This window comes from Cobetia sp. PDI-12MA, assembly GCF_059507695.1.
The window spans coordinates 3,337,036-3,353,191 of the sequence record NZ_CM183351.1 but is presented as its reverse complement, the minus strand read 5'-3'; the positions used below and the strand labels follow the sequence as shown (position 1 = coordinate 3,353,191).

Genomic DNA, 16,156 nt, shown 5'->3' with positions numbered 1-16,156 from the left:
GTGTCCTCAGGAAGTGCGGTTGGCCGTGTCGGCTTGTGCCAGGCGAACCTGCTTGTCCACCGCGGAAAGAATGCCGCGCAGAATGTTGATTTCCATGCTGTCCGGACGTGCGCGCAGATAGAGGCGACGCAGGCGTGCCATCAACTGGCGCGGCTGTTCCGGATCGAGGAAGTCGACGCTGATAAGTGTCTTCTCGAGATGCTCGAACAGGCGCTCGAGGTCGGCATGGCTGGCCAGCGGGCTGTCCCAGTCGATACCGAACGGCTGGTCATCCTCGGCACGCGGCGTCTCGCCGGCGGCTTCCTGGTCGGCCAGCCACGCCTGGCGGCACTCATAGGCCAGCACCTGCACCGCCGCGGCCAGATTCAGCGAGCTGAAATCCGGATTGGTCGGGATGTGCACGTGACGGTGACAGCGCTGCAGCTCTTCATTGGAGAGCCCGGAATCCTCGCGGCCGAAGACGATGGCCACGCGGGCATCCGGCAGGCGGGTTTCATCTGCCAGGGTGGCTGCGAAGGCGCGCGGCGTGATCATCGGCCACGGCAGGTTGCGCGAACGTGCGCTGCAGCCGACCACCAGGCTGCAATCCGCCACGGCCTCTTCCAGCGTCTCGTGCACCGAGGCGCTGGCGACGAGTGCATCGGCACCCGAGGCGCGTGAGGCGGATTCCTGGCATTGCACCTGACATCGCGGCGCGACCAGTGCGAGATCGGCCAGGCCCATATTGAGCATGGCGCGGGCTGCACCACCAATGTTGCCGGGGTGGCTGGTGCCAATCAGGACAATGCGCAGACGTTCAAGCATGAGGACTTCCAGGATAGCAATTGAAGGGCGGGTCGGTCGACGCGGCTGGCGCAGTGTGTGATCCGCATACGCAGACTCAGCGATAAATCGCGCGTCAGGACCCGGTATCCTAGCATGAAGCCGCGTCAGGGAGCAGTTTCCCGCCGGTGTTGAGGGCAAGCGCGGCGCGAGGGAGGCGCGCGCGGGCAGGGCGCAGGGAGGCGACGTGCAGGCAGAGGGTGGCCGCAGGCAATGGCAGCTCGAGCCGAGCTCTGGTAGACTACGCCATCCCGTCATGTCGCAACATGTGTTCGCCCTCGCTGGCGCCACGTGCTGTGGCGGCTGGCAGCCTGCATACATTGCACTATGCAGCGCGCCCCGCGCCGTATCAGGATTCCTGTGCGGGCTACATGACCACCTGATCCGATTGCACCCAGTTTCGCTCGATCCGTGTTGCGCCGCGTTGATATCTCACGCGCCGTGGCACCCGTTCTTTAACAGCTCCCGACTCGTCAAGGCCTTGATCATGCATCCGATGGTCCAATTTGCGCTGCGTGCTGCACGCGGTGCCGCAGAGCAGTTCGTCCGTGCTCGTGAACGTATCGAAGTCGCCCGTGGCGACAACGATCTCGACACCTTCATTGCAGACACTGCACGTCGCGCCGAAGCGCACATCGTGCGTCAGCTGGAGCGCGGTTATCCGCAACACGGTCTCTCCGGCCGTTATACCGACCATCGCGATGGTGAAGGTCAGGGCTCTGACTACCACTGGCGCATCGAGCCGGTGCACGGTTACTCCAACCTGGCATCCGCAGCCTCCGGCTTCGCGCTGTCCGTGGTCTGCCTGTTCAAGGGCCGTGCCGAGCACGCCGTGGTCATCGCACCGTTCACTGACGAAGAGTATATCGTCAGCCGCGGTCGTGGTGCCCAGCACTCCGGTCACCGTATCCGCGTGACCAACGCCACCTCCATCGAAGGTGCGCGTCTGGCGATGGGCCTGCCGGAAAGCTGGCAGCGTCCGCGTCACCTGCCGACCTACCTCTCCATCGTTCAGCAGGTCGGCCCGCAGGTCGAGATGCTGCGCACCAGCGGTTGTGCGCTACTGGACGTGCTCGAGCTGGCCTCCGGCCGTGTCGACGCCGTCTATGTGCTGGGTCTGGATGCCGGTGACAGCGAGATCGTCAGCCTGTTCCTGAAGGAATGTGGCGCACTGGCAGGCAGTGCCGACGGCACGCCGGTCGTGGTTGCCGAAGGCACCCTGATGGCCGCTGGCGCGCGTCTGTACAAGGCGCTGGCGCAGACCATGCAGCCGCACCTGTAAGCCCCTGCAAGACGACGTGACCTGACAGCCTTCGGGGCCGTCTGGAGAACGAAAAAACCCCACCTCGCATGAGGTGGGGTTTTTTTGTGCCTGGCGATCCGTGCCTGGCGGTCTGTCTCTGATGGAGGAGCGAGACGCTTACGGCGCGCCGTCCTCGAACTGCTCCTTGGGCGGGGGGATCAGATCCACACGCTTCAGGCCGACCACCAGCAACAGCGCCGCTGCCACGTAGATGGACGAGAAGGTCCCCGCGACCACACCGATGATCAGTGCGATGGCGAAGTTGTGGATCATGTCACCGCCGAGGAAATACAGCGCCAGCAGCACCAGCAAGGTGGTGCCGGAGGTGGACAGCGTGCGTGACAGCGTCGCGTTGATGGCGTCATTGAAGATCGACGGCATGTCATCGATACGCGATTTGCGGATGTTCTCGCGAATGCGGTCGTAGACGATGATGGTGTCGTTCAATGAGTAGCCGATCACGGCCAGCACCGCGGCCAGTACCGTCAGGTCGAAGTCGAGTCCGAACAGGGCGAAGATGCCCAGCAGGATGATGACGTCGTGACCCAGCGAGATGAGTGCACCGAGGGCGAACTTGTACTGGAAGCGGAAGGCCACATAGACCATCACCACGGCCAGGGCGAGCAGCATGCCGAGACCGGACTGATCGCGCAGCTGATCACCGACCTGGGCACCGACGAACTCGGCGCGGATCAGGTTGACGCTGTCACCGGTGGCCTGCAGATGCGCCACGATGTCATTGCCGATGCCGGCTTCGAAGCTCTGCTGCAGACGCACCAGAATCTCGTTGCTGGCACCGAAGGTCTGGACCGAGACATCCTTGTAGCCGGCGGCTTCCAGTGTCTGGCGCACGCTTTCCAGTGCCGGCGCTGTCTGGTATTTCACTTCCACCAGGGTGCCGCCGGTAAAATCGAGGCCCAGGTTCAGGCCATGAATCACAAGGGCGCCAATGGCCACGATCGTCAGCACGATGGAGACGATGAAGGCCGCGCGCCGCTTGCTCATGAAGTCAAACTGTCGCATCACGATGGCCCCTCAGATCCAGAGTTTCTTGAGTGTCTTGCCGCCAATGGCAAGATTGATGATGCCGCGCGAGACCATGATCGCCGTGAACATCGACGTCAGGATGCCGATGGACAGCGTCACCGCGAAGCCCTTGACCGGGCCACTGCCGATGGAGAACAGGATCACCGCGACCAGCAGGGTGGTGATGTTGGCATCGACGATGGAGGTGAAGGCGCGCTCGAAGCCGGTATGCACGGCTTGATGCAGCGGCATCCTGGAGCGCATTTCCTCGCGGATACGCTCGAAGATCAGCACGTTGGCATCCACCGCCATGCCCAGCGTCAGCACGATACCGGCGATACCCGGCAGGGTCAGGGTGGCGCCCAGCATCGACATCGCGGCAATCAGGATCGCCAGGTTGGCGGTCAGGGCCACGTTGGCGACGACACCGAAGGCCTTGTAGCGCGCCAGCATGAACAGCACGACCAGCAGCAGGCCCAGCTCGACGGACAGGATGCCGCGCGAGATGTTCTCGGCACCGAGGCTCGGGCCGATGGTGCGTTCCTGCACGAAGTAGATCGGCGCGGCCAATGAGCCGGAGCGTAGCAGCAGCGACAGCTCCTTGGCTTCCGTCGGCGAGTCGAGGCCGGTGATGCGGAAGCTGTTGCCCAGCGCACTCTGGATGGTTGCCAGACTGATCAGCCCCTTCTCGGTGTACGGAATGCGCTTCTCGACCTTCTCGCCGTTTTCCATCACGGTGCGCGTGCGGGTCTTGTGCTCGATGAACAGTACCGCCATGTTGCGGCCGATCGCGGCACGCGTGACGCGGTTCATGATCGAGCCACCGGTGCCGTCCAGGTTGATATTGACCTGCGGACGGCCGCTTTCATCGAAGCTGGTGCTGGCGCTGGAGACGCTGTCACCGCTGATGATCACGTCCTTCATGATGTTGGCGGTGCGGCTCGGCTGGTTGCGGAACGCGAAGCTCTCCATCTCGCTGGCCGGCGTGTCGCTGGCCGCTTCGAGACGGAATTCGAGGTTGGCGGTGGCACCCAGTACGCGCTTGGCGGCGGCCGTGTCCTGCACGCCCGGCAGCTCGACCACGATGCGGTTCGGGCCCTGGCGCTGAACCAGCGGCTCGGACACGCCCAGCTCGTTGACGCGATTGCGGATCGTGGTCAGGTTCTGATTGACCGCGTAATCCTGAATCTCCTTGACGGCGGCGGCGGTCAGGGTGAGATCCAGTACGGCCCCACGCTCGACATCGCGCTCGTCGTATTCGAAGTTCTGGAAGTCGCGCGAGATCAGTGAGCGCGCCTTCGAACGGTCTTCCTCATCGGAGAACGTCAGGCTCAGGGTGCCGTCGTCGACTTCGCTGCCGCGGTAGCGAATACGCTCCTCGCGCAGGGTTTCCTTGATGGCACTGGCGTTGACTTCCAGGCGCTGCTTGACCGCGGCGTCCATGTCGACTTCCAGCTGGAAGTGGACACCGCCACGCAGGTCAAGGCCCAGCTTCATCGGTGAGGCACCGAGGCTGGCCAGCCACGACGGCGTGGCATCGGCCAGGTTCAGCGCGACGATGGCGTCATCGCCGAGTGTCTCGCTGATCAGTTCCTTGGCGCGCAGCTGCTGGTCGTTGCTGGTAAGGCGAATCAGGCCGGTGGAACCGTTGAGTTCCCCGGACTTGGGCGTGATGCCGGCGTTTTCGAGGGCACTGGTGGCGCGATCGAGGTCTTGCTGGTCGATGGCCTCGGCGCCGCTGGCGGCACTGATCTGCACGGCCGGGTCTTCGGGGTAGAGATTCGGCAATGCGTAGATCACGCCGACGGCAAGTACCAGGCAGATCACCAGGTACTTCCAAAGCGGATAGCGGTTGAGCATGGCAGCCCTGTCCTTGGTGGAGCGGGAGAGAAAAGCATGCTGCCGGCACAGGGGCCGGCAGCAGGAGGGATCAGATGGACTTGATGGTGCCCTTCGGCAGGACTGCAGCCACGGCAGACTTCTGCACGTTGACTTCGTTGCCTTCGTTCAGCTCCATGGTGATGAACTGCTCGCTGACCTTGGTGATGCGGCCAACCAGGCCACCACCGATGACGACTTCGTCACCCTTGGCCAGATTGCTGATCAGATTCTTGTGTTCCTTGGCGCGCTTGGACTGCGGACGCCAGAGCAGGAAATAGAAAATGACCACGAAGCCGACCAGCATGACGATCTGGCCGATGGCGCCGCCGCCGGCGACAGCCGCTTCGGCTTCCGCGTGTGCGGCAGGAATCAGGAATTCCAGCATGTGTATCTCCAGAGGTTACGAGTGAACTGTTGTTATGCAATGAGCGTGATTCAGGCTCTTCTTCACGTCTGGCTCGAGTCGAATATCAAGACGACCGGAGGATTTGGCCCCCGGTCGTCATTCGCCTCGATCAGTCGGCCAGCGGCGGCACCGGCAGGCCGCGCGCGGCATAGAACTGTTCCACGAAGTCCTGCAATGTACCCGCTTCAATTGCACCGCGCAAACCAGCCATCACGGTCTGGTAGTAGCGCAGATTGTGGATGGTGTTGAGCATCGAGCCGAGCATTTCTCCACAGCGATCAAGGTGATGCAGATAACCGCGCGAGAAATTGGTGCAGGTGTAGCAATCGCACTCCGGGTCCAGCGGTGAGGTGTCATGCTTGTGGACGGCGTTGCGGATCTTGACGGTGCCCGTCGGCGTGAACAGGTGGCCGTTGCGCGCGTTGCGGGTCGGCATCACGCAATCGAACATGTCGACGCCACGCCGCACGCCCTCGACCAGGTCTTCCGGCTTGCCGACGCCCATCAGATAGCGCGGCTTGTCCTCCGGCATCCACTCGGGGAGGTAGTCGAGGACCTTGATCATCTCGTCCTTGGGCTCGCCCACGGAAAGGCCGCCGATGGCGTAGCCGTCGAAGTCGATCTTCTTGAGGCCCTCGAGGGACTTCTCGCGCAGGTCCGGATACATGCCGCCCTGGATGATGCCGAACAGCGCCGACGGCGAGTCGCCATGCGCGTCGTAGGAGCGCTGTGCCCAGCGCAGGGACATCTCCATCGACTTGCGCGCTTCATCATGGGTGGCCGGATACGGCGTGCACTCATCGAAGATCATCACGATGTCGGAGCCCAGCGAGCGCTGCACCGCCATCGATTCTTCCGGGCCCATGAAGACCTTGGAGCCATCGACCGGTGAGCGGAAGTGAACGCCCTGTTCGGTGATCTTGCGCGTCTTGCCCAGCGAGAAGACCTGGAAGCCGCCGGAATCGGTCAGGATCGGCTTGTCCCACTGCGCGAAGTCATGCAGATCGCCATGCGCTTCGATGACTTCCGTTCCCGGGCGCAGCCACAGGTGGAAGGTGTTGCCGAGGATGATCTCGGCGCCGATGTCCTTGATGGACTCCGGCGTCATGCCCTTGACGGTGCCGTAGGTGCCCACCGGCATGAAGGCCGGGGTCTCCACGGTGCCGCGCGGGAAGGTCATGCGGCCACGACGTGCACGGCCATCGGTCGCGAGCTTTTCAAAGCTCATGAAGCATTCTTTACGCATGGTGCTCTCTTTGCTTGGCGGCGAAACAGGCCGCAGCTGGTGTGTCGATGCCACTATGTCATCAAGCCACTAAGTCGCTATGCCGCAGCATAGCGCGGGGCGCGTTAACTGCGCATGACACGGCCCTCGGCGAATGCCGGGGCCATGTCGGAAGAGGGGATTCAGGCGCGTTCCAGCAGCATGGCATCGCCATAGCTGAAGAACTGGTAGCGCTCTTCCACCGCCGCCTGATAGGCCGCCATGGTGTGCTCGTAGCCGGCGAAGGCCGAAACCAGCATCAGCAGGGTCGATTCCGGCAGATGGAAGTTGGTGATCAACAGATCCACCACCTGCCACTCGTAGCCCGGGTAGATGAAGATGTCGGTGTCGCCGGAGTAGGGGGCCAGCTCACCAGCGTGGGCCTTGGCGGCGCTCTCGAGGCAGCGCACGCTGGTGGTGCCGACGGCGACCACGCGGCGGCCGGCAGCGCGGGCGCGGGCGATCTTGTCGCAGGCTTCCTGACCGACCTCGATCCACTCGCTGTGCATGTGGTGCTCGAGAATGCTGTCGACGCGTACCGGCTGGAAGGTGCCGGCGCCCACATGCAGGGTGACGAAGGCGGTCTCGATGCCTTTCTCGGCCATGGCGGCCATGATCGGCTCATCGAAGTGCAGGCCAGCCGTCGGGGCGGCCACGGCGCCATCGCGCTTGGCATAGACCGTCTGATAGCGCTCGCGATCCGACAGCTCGTCATCCCGAGTGATATAAGGCGGCAGCGGCATGTGGCCGTGCTGGTTGAGCAGCTCGATCATCGGCGTCTCGCCGTGGAAGCGCAGCTCGAACAGTGCCTCCTGACGGCCTTCGACCACGGCCGTGATGCCGCCTTCGAAGATCAGCTCGGTCCCCGGTTTGGGCGACTTGCTGGAGCGGATGTGCGCCAGGCCACGATGGGCGTCCAGCGGGCGCTCCAGCAGCATCTCGATCTTGCCGCCGGAGGCTTTCTGACCATGCAGGCGCGCGGGGATCACGCGGGTGTCGTTGAAGACCACGACATCGCCGGGTTCCAGCTGCTCGAGCAGATCCGGGAAGCGGCGGTGCACGATCTCGCCGCTCTTGCCATCCAGATGCAGCAGACGGCAATCGCTGCGCTGCTCTGACGGATAGCGGGCAATCAGCTCATCCGGCAGACTGAAATCGTAATCGCTGCGCTGCATCGGGCGCGCGTCATTAGGTGTGGCAACGCCCGAGGCATCACCGGAATCGATACGTGACATGGCCAACCTGACACTCTGATAGCACGAGGCGCGTGGTGCGCTCCGTGGCATGCGTACATGCACAATGGGGAGATGCCGCCCGTGAGACACTGGCGCTTTCGTCGCGAGTGCATGACTCCCTGTCTGCGGGTGGGGCAGTCAGTTGCGACACTCTCGAGGCCTTGGCTGTCTGGGCAGACGAAAAAGGCCGCTCATGATACCCAATGCCATCGTCCACGCGAAGACCCGTTTGCGGGCGGCATGTCTCAGCCCGCTGCGGCGTGGGGTGTGAGGAAGCGCTCCATGTGTCTGATCTGACGCCAAAACTCGTTGACCTTGGCGCAATGTCCCGTATAATTTTGCTCCGTTGCCGGTGTGGCGGAATTGGTAGACGCAGCGGATTCAAAATCCGCCGCTTAATAGGCGTGTCGGTTCGAGTCCGACCACCGGCACCAGAATTGAAAAAGTCGCTTTCGAGCGGCTTTTTTGCGTTTCTGGCTCCCACCGATTCATCTTCCTTGTGGTTCTTCGCTCTCTGTCTGTCTCTCCCTGATCCGAATGCCCGTCCTTGCTTATCTCTTCACGCTTCGCCTGTCATGGCGCTGGGGATGGCAGCTGCTTGTATTTGCTCTGTATGTGACGGCAGGGGACGAGACACAGGAAAGCCCCGAACGAATGTCGGGGCTTTCCTGTGTCTCGTGTATCCAGACGGCGGCTCACGCCTGATGTGGAGCGCTCTTTACGCGTCGATAGATGCTGTTGCGGGCGAGAGAGGGATCGAGGAGTGCGATGCGGTGTTCTGGATCATGCCGGGCAACACAGTGCGGCTTGAGCTTTCCCTTCCATGTCTCCTCTCCTTCTCAGCAATTGACTGAATCTGGTGAGGTGCAGCGTAGTGGTCTCTTTCCTTGAGTTCGCAAACCTGCCAGCCATCAAGGCCCGGGAATCAATCGCTCAGACTCATGGATCTTGCTGGCCGGGGAGTGAAGCTTCCCATGCTTGCGCGTCATCCTCTGACAGGGCCTGTCCCTGGCTGCACTTCCTGTGCACTTGGCCCGTCACTACGCTGAACCTGCCGCTCTTCCTGAGCAGCGATCGGGCGCTACTGACCCGCAAGAATCTTGTACACCTTCAGAAACTGACTGAATTCGGTGTCATTCAGCGTAGTGTTCTCTTTCCCTGAGCTCGCAGGCTTGCCAGTCATGAAGATTCGTAAACCTACCCGCTCAGGCTTACGAATCTTCCTGGCCGGGAGCGAAGTCCCAAGCTTGCGCGTCATCCTTTGACAGGGCCTGTCACTACGCTGAACCTGCCGCTCTTCCTGAGCAGCGGTACAAACGTTACTTTTTATCATGAACTTGTACAACTCCCAATCTGTTGCACAAGTTTTCAGATGTGTAAAATTCTGTACTTTATTATGTTCTCATATAAATCCATGCACGACGGCCGCCTTCGAGGGCGGGCTGACCAGTTCGTGTGACACCCGTCGTGAGGGGCATGTCCAGGTCGTTCATACGGCCTGCTGCCCCATCATCATGGCGCTTGATACACTCGACCGCGTCTACCCGAAGACTTGGTGGGAGTTGTATGCGTCCGATGCTCGTATCCCGTCAGCAACGCAGGATGGGTAGAGCGGGCCACACCGCGAGCGCCAGGTTACTGTCAGGTGATACCTTCAGGTGTTTGCCCGTGGTCGGCGTTGTGTCGCTTTCATCAATTGTCTGGAACATGGAATGACCTTCATGCATTGGATGCCGCTGAATCTGTGGTTGTCACTGGTTGCGCTATGCGCGATGGGGGCGATGTCGCCCGGGCCGAGTCTGGCGATGGTACTGCGCCATACCCTGGGTGGCGGCAGGAGTGCGGGGGTTGCCGCCGGTATCAGTCATGCGCTGGGAGTCGGGTTGTACGCCGCGCTGACTGCCTGGGGGCTCGGCGCCTTGATCGTTCATTATCCGGGCGTCTTCCAGGCGATCATGCTGCTGGGGGCAGCCTATCTGGCCTGGTTGGGGATCAAGGCGCTGCGGGCGGGCCGAGGCGGAGCGCTGGAGGCGCAGGCCGTCACCACGTCCCGCTCCATGGCGATTCGCGATGGTTTCATGGTGGCGCTGGCCAACCCCAAGTTGATTCTGTTCTTCGTGGCGCTGCTCAGTCAGTTGATCACGCCGGAGATGAGCGAGTTGGGCAAGTGGCTGGTCGTCGTGACGGCCATGGGCATCGACGGGCTCTGGTATGTGCTGGTGGCACTGGTGCTGTCGCACTCGCGGGTGCTGCCCTGGTTGCAGGCGCGCGCGGTGTGGATCAATCGTCTGACGGGCGTGGTGTTGCTGGGGCTGGCGTTGCGGGTGGTCTGGGGGCTTTGAGACAGCCTGTCAGCCCGGTGAGGATCTGGCGCTTCTTGAGAAAACGGCCCTGGCACCTTGTGTCAGGGCCGTTTTGCATGCGCGTTTCGCGGGTTGGGGCGCTTGTAGATAGAGGGGTTTGTCGATAGAGGCGTATGCACCGATGGCGTTACTCACTGAGCGACATCATCTCGGCGTAGTCCTTGATCGAGACCTCAAGGCTCGTGTCAGGTCTCGCCAGGAAATGCAGCGTCAGCGGCAGCTTGTCGCCTGCAGTGAGTGGTTGCGTCAGCCCGATCAGCATCAGATGGGGGCCGCTGCCGGGAGCCATCGTCAGCGGCGCGTCAGAGGAAATCGCCAGTTGCTCGATTCTGTGCATCTGCATGCGCTCTTGCGTGACTTGCATGCTGTGCAATTCGACCGTGGCGGCCATCGGCGTGCTCGCGCCTGTCAGCACGGTATCGCCCTTTGTGATCGAGAGTGTCAGGTAGACGGCCCCGGTCGTGGCACCCGGTGGCGTCGGTAGCGCGAAGGCTTGCTCGACATGGGGAGCGGCGGACGGGGTCTCCTGCGCTGAGGCGTGAACGGTGGCAAAGGAGAGCAGGGTCAGCGTCGCCAGCCATCTGCTGGCGGTAGTGGCGATGGTGCGAAGGGCGGTCAGGCCAGCCGATATCTGTCCGGCGCGGCGCGGCGCGCCATGTCCCTTATGAGGTTGCCTCATGCCGTGCGCATCTCCTGTTTCGGCGTGTAAAGAGAATGACCCTGGGGCCGGTCCATGATGCCAGCGTGGTGTTTTCTGACGTCGATGGCCTCTAGTGTAGAGGCTAGTGCAGAGGCTGGCGCAGAGGCTGGTGCAGAGGCTGGTGCAGAGGGTTCTGTTTTAGGTGGTTTGCCCGAATGCGAGCGTCACCTGTTGCCCGGGTGTGAAGGCAGGTGTCCGGGCCGCAGTTGAAGGCAGCTTCGTCGCATTCTGCTACCGTGGGACGCATTGGTCGATGCCATCTGGCGGTGTTGGTCGTCGCGGGTGGCTATCGAAGTGACTCAAGGACAGGCAAGGAACAGGGAACGGTGATCCAGGACGAAATCATTCAGCTGGTCGATGCACAGAATCGCCCTTGTGGCACGGCACCGCGTCGCTTGATGCGACGCTACCGCTATTGGCATCGTGCGACCTATGCCTTCGTGCTCAATGGCCGCGGTGAACTGTGCATCCAGAAGCGTACCCTGAGCAAGGAAGTGTTCCCTGGCTATTTCGACCTCGCCAGTGGAGGGGTTGTCGGGGCTGGTGAAGCCGTGCAGGTGGCTGCCCGTCGCGAGCTGGAGGAAGAGATAGGCGTGCGCGGTGCGCCGCTCAAGCATTGTTTCGACTTCTGCTACACCGACGCGACTAACCATGTCTTCGGCAGTACATATCTGGTGCATTACGATGGCCCGTTGACGCTGCAGGCGGAAGAAGTGGCAGATGCCTTCTGGGTCACGCCTGCCGATGCGCTTGCGTTGCATCCTTCAACGCCTGATAGCCGTATGGCCCTTGAGCGCCTGATTCATGAAGGCTTTCTGAGTGAGAGCCTGAGCCGATGATCTCCGCTTTTCCCTGTCGAGCCTGTGCAGCAACGCCGCTGCCCCTGCGTCATCTGGCGTGTGCTGCCCATCTTGATGGCCGCCTCTCCTCCTCCCCACTTTGTTCTGGAGTCTTTGCATGAATGCCAAGGTATCGCCACAGCAGCTGGAAGAGGTGGAAGCCGCATTGTCGACGGTGCTGGCGGGCAAGCCGCGCCAGATCCGTCTGGCGCTCTGTTGTCTACTGTGTCGTGGTCATGTTCTGATCGAGGATTTGCCCGGGCTGGGCAAGACGACCCTCGCCCAGGGGCTGGCGCGTCTGATCGGAGCGGATATGCAGCGGGTGCAGTTCACCAGTGATCTGTTGCCCGCAGACATACTCGGCGTGTCGGTATTCGACCCGCGTGAGGGCAACTTCCGTTTTCACCCCGGCCCGGTGTTCCACTCGCTGGTGCTGGCGGATGAGATCAACCGTGCCACGCCCAAGACGCAGAGCGCGTTGCTGGAGGCGATGGAAGAGCGTCAGGTGACGGTGGAGGGCGAGACCCGTCGCCTGCCAGAACCGTTCTTCGTGATCGCGACCCAGAATCCGCTCCAGCAATCCGGTACCTTCCCGCTGCCGGAGTCCCAGCTGGACCGCTTCCTGATGCGGCTGTCATTGGGCTACCCGGAGCCCGCTGCCGAGCGCGAGATTCTCAAGGGCAATGCCGGGCGTCAGCATATCGAGGCGCTGCGACCCTTGTTGCCTGTCTCGGTGCTCAATGAGTGGCAGGCAGCCGTGGACCGTGTACGGCTGTCTGACCCGCTGCTGGATTATCTGCAGGCGCTGGTGGCGGCGACGCGCAGCTCGCCGGAAGTGGCCTATGGTCTCTCGACGCGCGGGGTGCTGGCGCTGGCCAGTGCTGCGCGTGGCTGGGCACTGCTGGCAGGACGTGACTATGTGCTGCCGGAGGATGTGCAAGCGGTCTGGGCGCCCGTCGTGGGGCACCGCCTCAGCGAAGGCAGTGTTGCTGAGGGTGAGGCCGTGGCGCGCCATCTGCTCGGGCAGGTGGCGGTGGTGCCTGCATGACCCAGGTGGCGAAGCCCGGCGCATGGACGCGGGTGAAAGCCCGCCTGCTGCGCAAGATGTCGATTGGCGGAGGCGAGGCGCTTCATCACGCACGCTTGATGATCTTGCCGACGCCCTTCGGGCTGTACTGGGCGGTGCTGGTAATCCTGCTGCTGCTGTTGGGTATCAATTACGAGAACTCGCTGGCGCATGGCCTGTCCTTCTGGTTGTTCGCCGTGGCAGTGGTCAGCATCTTTCGCAGCTGGCGCAATCTGGCGGGCGTGCGAGTGCAGCTGATCGCCGATGGCGAGGCATTTGCGGGCAATACGTTGCGCGTCATGGTGCGCCTCACCGGACGGGTTCGCTCACATGCCATCGATGTGCGGCTGGGAGAGGCGCGCCAGCGACTCGAGATCCATGACGGCGAAGGCAGCGCGCCGCTGGAGCTGGCAGCCTTCCAGCGTGGCCAGTTCTCATTGCCGACACTGACGCTGGAGTCGCGCTGGCCATTGGGACTGGTGCGCCTGTGGGCCTGGGTCGCGATCGACACGCCGGTCCTCGTCTATCCACAACCGGAGCTTCCCTCCATCCCGCAGGGCAGTCGTCGTACGCTCGAACAGATAGAGCAGGGCGATTTCGCCGGGCTGCGCCGCTATGTGCCGGGTGATGCGCCAGCGCATATCGCCTGGAAGCACTGGGGGCGCAGCGGAGAGTTGGTCACCAAGCGCTTCGAGACGCCTACGCGTCCCTCGCTGTGGCTGGATTACGAGGCCTGTCGTGGCGACATGGAGCAGCGGCTATCGGAGCTGACGGCGCGCGTGCTGGAGGCGGAAGGTGCCCAGGCGACCTATGGTCTGCGGCTGCCGGGGCAGACATTGGCCATCGCCAGTGGCGGGGCGCATCGCCGTCGAGTGCTTGAGGCGTTGACGCTGTTCGGCGGCGAGCGAAAGTTGCCTTGGTCCGCCCAGCTGGCGGCCAGTGAGGCCGCCGAGCGAGCCGGCGCGAGTCGTCCCTTGAGTCAGGAGGGCAGCGCATGAGCCTGTCGACAGCCAAGGCTTCCCCGGGACGTGCCTCCTTGGGCCGCTCCTCAAAGGACGAGCTTTCCCGTGGCGCATCTTCTACTTCCTCCAGCGCCAGACGACGCTGGTGGCAGCGCAAATCGCTGACGCCTGATCAGTCGCTGGGCTGGCTGGAGCTGCGCCACCTGTTCATCGGCCAGTGTCTGGTGCTGGCGCTGCATGTGCTGTGGATGCCGGTGTGGCTTGCCTTGCCGGCCTTGCTGGCGGCGTTGTGGCGCTTTCAGCAACTCCGGGCGCGAGTTCCGCGCGCTGGCATCCTGTTGCGACTGGCGGCGGTGGCCATGGTCGCGGCGGGCCTGTTTCTCGAATACGGCCAGATACTGCGCCTGGAGGCGATGATCGGCCTGCTGGTCGGCATCTATCTGCTCAAGCTGCTGGAGACGGACAGTCTGCGGGACGGTCGAGTGGTCTGCGGGCTGGGTTTCGTGGTGCTGGCGGCAGCCTTCCTGCACGACCAGGGGCCCTTGATGGCGGCGGCCTCGGTCATGGCTGCGGCGTGGCTGGTCGGCGGGCTGGTATTGATCGCCGGTGCACGCGAGCGTCGTGAGGCCATGCGGGAGACGGCCTGGCTGATGGGGCTGTCCCTGCCGCTGATGCTGGGCTTGTTCGTGCTCTTTCCTCGCTTGCCGCCGCTGTGGAACGTGCCGCAGCTCAACGAGGCCACCACGGGGCTTACCGACAGTGTCTCTCCCGGCGATATCGCCGCTCTGGGTCGCAGTGACGCCCTGGCGTTTCGGGCGCGTTTCGACAACGGACTGCCTGCGGCCTCCCAGCGCTACTGGCGTGTGTATACCCTGAGCCTGTTTGATGGCGTGCGCTGGTCGCGTGCCACGCCGGAGCGTTTTCAGGAGGCGCTGGGCGGGCCGACCGAGCGCTACGTTCAGCGCGGGACGCGCAGGGAAGGGGAGACCGCACGTCATCGCTATGAGCTGCTGCTGGAGCCGGACCCGCGCCCCTGGCGGCCGAGTCTCGGTGCGCCATTGACGACCAGTCGTGAGGCCCGCTACCTGATTGACGGCACCCTTGAAGGGCTGGCGTCGCTCAATACCCGCGAGTTGCTGGAGATGTCTTCCACCGGCGCGCCGCCGACAGCGGCCCCGCAATGGATGCAGCGCCTTGATCAACTGTTGCCCGATGATGGCAACCCGCGTGCCCGTGAGTTTGCTCGCGATCTGATGCGGGAGTCGGGGGGAAACCCTCAGATCTTCCTGCAACGCCTTTTCCAGTATTTCAATCGCCAGCCTTTCCACTACACCTTGACGCCACCGCGTCTCGAGGGGCTCAGCCGTGTCGATGATTTCCTGTTCGACAGCTTGCAGGGCTATTGCACCCATTACGCCTCTAGCAGCGTTTTTCTGGCGCGCGCTGCCGGACTGCCGGCGCGTATGGTCGCGGGTTACCTGGGCGGCGAGGCACAAGGCGATGGCATCGGTGGGCCGCAGGAATTGAGCATTCGCCAATATGACGCTCACGCCTGGGTCGAGGTGTTCCATGCCGGCCGCTGGCATCGATTTGATCCCACCGCGGCAGTGGCTCCCGAGCGAATCTCACAGGGGGCGCTGAGCCTGCAGGGGCAGCCGGGCTTCATGGCCGATGCTGGTTTGCGCGCTTTCACGCTGAATAATTCATTGCTCAGTGATCTGAGACGGCAGTGGGAGCGTTTCGAATATCGCTGGCAACGCAGTGTGGTGGGGTTCCGTCTCGATGAGCAGCGTAATCTCTGGAAGCGACTGTTTGGTGACTTCCGCTGGGAGTGGCTTGTCTGGGGTGTGCTCGGGCTGCTGGCCTGTGTGGTGCTGGCAGGCGTGGCACTGGTGCTGTGGTCAGGTCGTGAGGTGTCAGCGCACGCAGGTGTGCGGGCCTACCGCAGGTTGGTGAAGCGGCTGGAGCGTACGGGCCATGGCCCCTACGTGGGCGAGGCGCCCGGCAGTCACTTGCGCCGTATTGCCCAGCAGCAACCGCAAAATGTAAAAGCATTGTTACATTTGGCAGATTTGATTGAACAATGGCTTTACAACGATGCTACGGTATTAGCGAGCCCTCATGATCAATCACCACCCTTGCGTAGTATCCGGCGCCAGTGGTCTGCTCAGTCTCGCAAGATTCACTAAAGTGGAATGACGACTTTTATGAGAGTGAGTAACTGATTGATAAAGGTTTTTTGTGATTAGAGGTCTCACTCTCATAGCGCTATGGCACTACTGAAAATTG

The 16,156-nt window shown here is 62.7% G+C and carries 13 protein-coding genes and 1 tRNA gene; 7 read left to right on the top strand and 7 right to left on the bottom strand.

The window, feature by feature from the left end; all coding sequences use genetic code 11:
- Positions 1–6: 6 nt before the first annotated feature.
- Positions 7–804: an RNA methyltransferase gene (locus AC5WNI_RS14190; protein ID WP_175089146.1), complete on the bottom strand. Its 798-nt coding sequence runs from the start codon at positions 802–804 to the stop codon at positions 7–9.
- A gap of 505 nt (positions 805–1,309) precedes the next feature.
- Between AC5WNI_RS14190 and AC5WNI_RS14185 the strand changes: the two genes are divergently transcribed.
- Positions 1,310–2,104, top strand: coding sequence for an inositol monophosphatase family protein (locus AC5WNI_RS14185; protein WP_043333816.1), 795 nt, complete (start codon positions 1,310–1,312; stop codon positions 2,102–2,104).
- A gap of 138 nt (positions 2,105–2,242) precedes the next feature.
- On the opposite strand, the gene secF is transcribed toward AC5WNI_RS14185, so the two are convergent.
- The 5 genes from secF to queA all read right to left on the bottom strand — a co-directional run bounded on the left by secF (position 2,243) and on the right by queA (position 7,877).
- The gene (gene secF, locus AC5WNI_RS14180; RefSeq protein ID WP_175089147.1) at positions 2,243–3,148 is read right to left on the bottom strand and encodes a protein translocase subunit SecF; all 906 of its coding nucleotides are present in this window, start codon (positions 3,146–3,148) and stop codon (positions 2,243–2,245) included.
- A gap of 12 nt (positions 3,149–3,160) precedes the next feature.
- Positions 3,161–5,011: a protein translocase subunit SecD gene (gene secD / locus AC5WNI_RS14175; RefSeq protein WP_175089148.1), complete on the bottom strand. Its 1,851-nt coding sequence runs from the start codon at positions 5,009–5,011 to the stop codon at positions 3,161–3,163.
- A 70-nt stretch (positions 5,012–5,081) separates the two neighbouring features.
- Entirely contained in the window at positions 5,082–5,417 is a 336-nt protein-coding gene (gene yajC / locus AC5WNI_RS14170; protein WP_153636512.1) for a preprotein translocase subunit YajC, read from the bottom strand.
- 130 nt (positions 5,418–5,547) lie between these two features.
- Positions 5,548–6,666 carry a tRNA guanosine(34) transglycosylase Tgt gene (gene tgt, locus AC5WNI_RS14165; protein ID WP_438940917.1) on the bottom strand — a complete coding sequence of 373 codons (1,119 nt, stop codon included), beginning with the start codon at positions 6,664–6,666 and terminating at the stop codon, positions 5,548–5,550.
- A 179-nt stretch (positions 6,667–6,845) separates the two neighbouring features.
- A complete protein-coding gene (gene queA, locus AC5WNI_RS14160) occupies positions 6,846–7,877 on the bottom strand; it encodes a tRNA preQ1(34) S-adenosylmethionine ribosyltransferase-isomerase QueA (protein ID WP_107336757.1) in 1,032 nt (343 codons plus the stop codon).
- 408 nt (positions 7,878–8,285) lie between these two features.
- Here queA and AC5WNI_RS14155 point away from each other — a divergent pair.
- Together AC5WNI_RS14155 and AC5WNI_RS14150 are read left to right on the top strand one after the other, a co-directional pair.
- A tRNA-Leu gene (locus tag AC5WNI_RS14155) sits at positions 8,286–8,371 on the top strand.
- A gap of 1,296 nt (positions 8,372–9,667) precedes the next feature.
- Entirely contained in the window at positions 9,668–10,279 is a 612-nt protein-coding gene (locus tag AC5WNI_RS14150; RefSeq protein ID WP_175089309.1) for a LysE family translocator, read from the top strand.
- A 148-nt stretch (positions 10,280–10,427) separates the two neighbouring features.
- On the opposite strand, the gene AC5WNI_RS14145 is transcribed toward AC5WNI_RS14150, so the two are convergent.
- The gene (locus AC5WNI_RS14145) at positions 10,428–10,979 is read right to left on the bottom strand and encodes a copper chaperone PCu(A)C (protein ID WP_175089204.1); all 552 of its coding nucleotides are present in this window, start codon (positions 10,977–10,979) and stop codon (positions 10,428–10,430) included.
- A gap of 347 nt (positions 10,980–11,326) precedes the next feature.
- Between AC5WNI_RS14145 and AC5WNI_RS14140 the strand changes: the two genes are divergently transcribed.
- From AC5WNI_RS14140 to AC5WNI_RS14125, 4 genes are all read left to right on the top strand, one after another.
- Positions 11,327–11,839, top strand: a complete 513-nt coding sequence (locus AC5WNI_RS14140; RefSeq protein WP_282627739.1) for an NUDIX hydrolase — start codon at positions 11,327–11,329, stop codon at positions 11,837–11,839.
- 118 nt (positions 11,840–11,957) lie between these two features.
- Complete coding sequence (locus tag AC5WNI_RS14135; RefSeq protein ID WP_175089205.1) at positions 11,958–12,887, top strand: AAA family ATPase; 930 nt, start codon at positions 11,958–11,960, stop codon at positions 12,885–12,887.
- Positions 12,884–13,903 carry a DUF58 domain-containing protein gene (locus AC5WNI_RS14130; protein WP_175089206.1) on the top strand — a complete coding sequence of 340 codons (1,020 nt, stop codon included), beginning with the start codon at positions 12,884–12,886 and terminating at the stop codon, positions 13,901–13,903. Before AC5WNI_RS14135 ends, AC5WNI_RS14130 begins: the two co-directional genes overlap by 4 nt.
- Positions 13,900–16,056 carry a transglutaminase TgpA family protein gene (locus AC5WNI_RS14125; protein WP_175089207.1) on the top strand — a complete coding sequence of 719 codons (2,157 nt, stop codon included), beginning with the start codon at positions 13,900–13,902 and terminating at the stop codon, positions 16,054–16,056. The genes AC5WNI_RS14130 and AC5WNI_RS14125 overlap by 4 nt, the downstream gene beginning before the upstream one ends.
- The last annotated feature ends 100 nt before the right edge of the window (positions 16,057–16,156 follow it).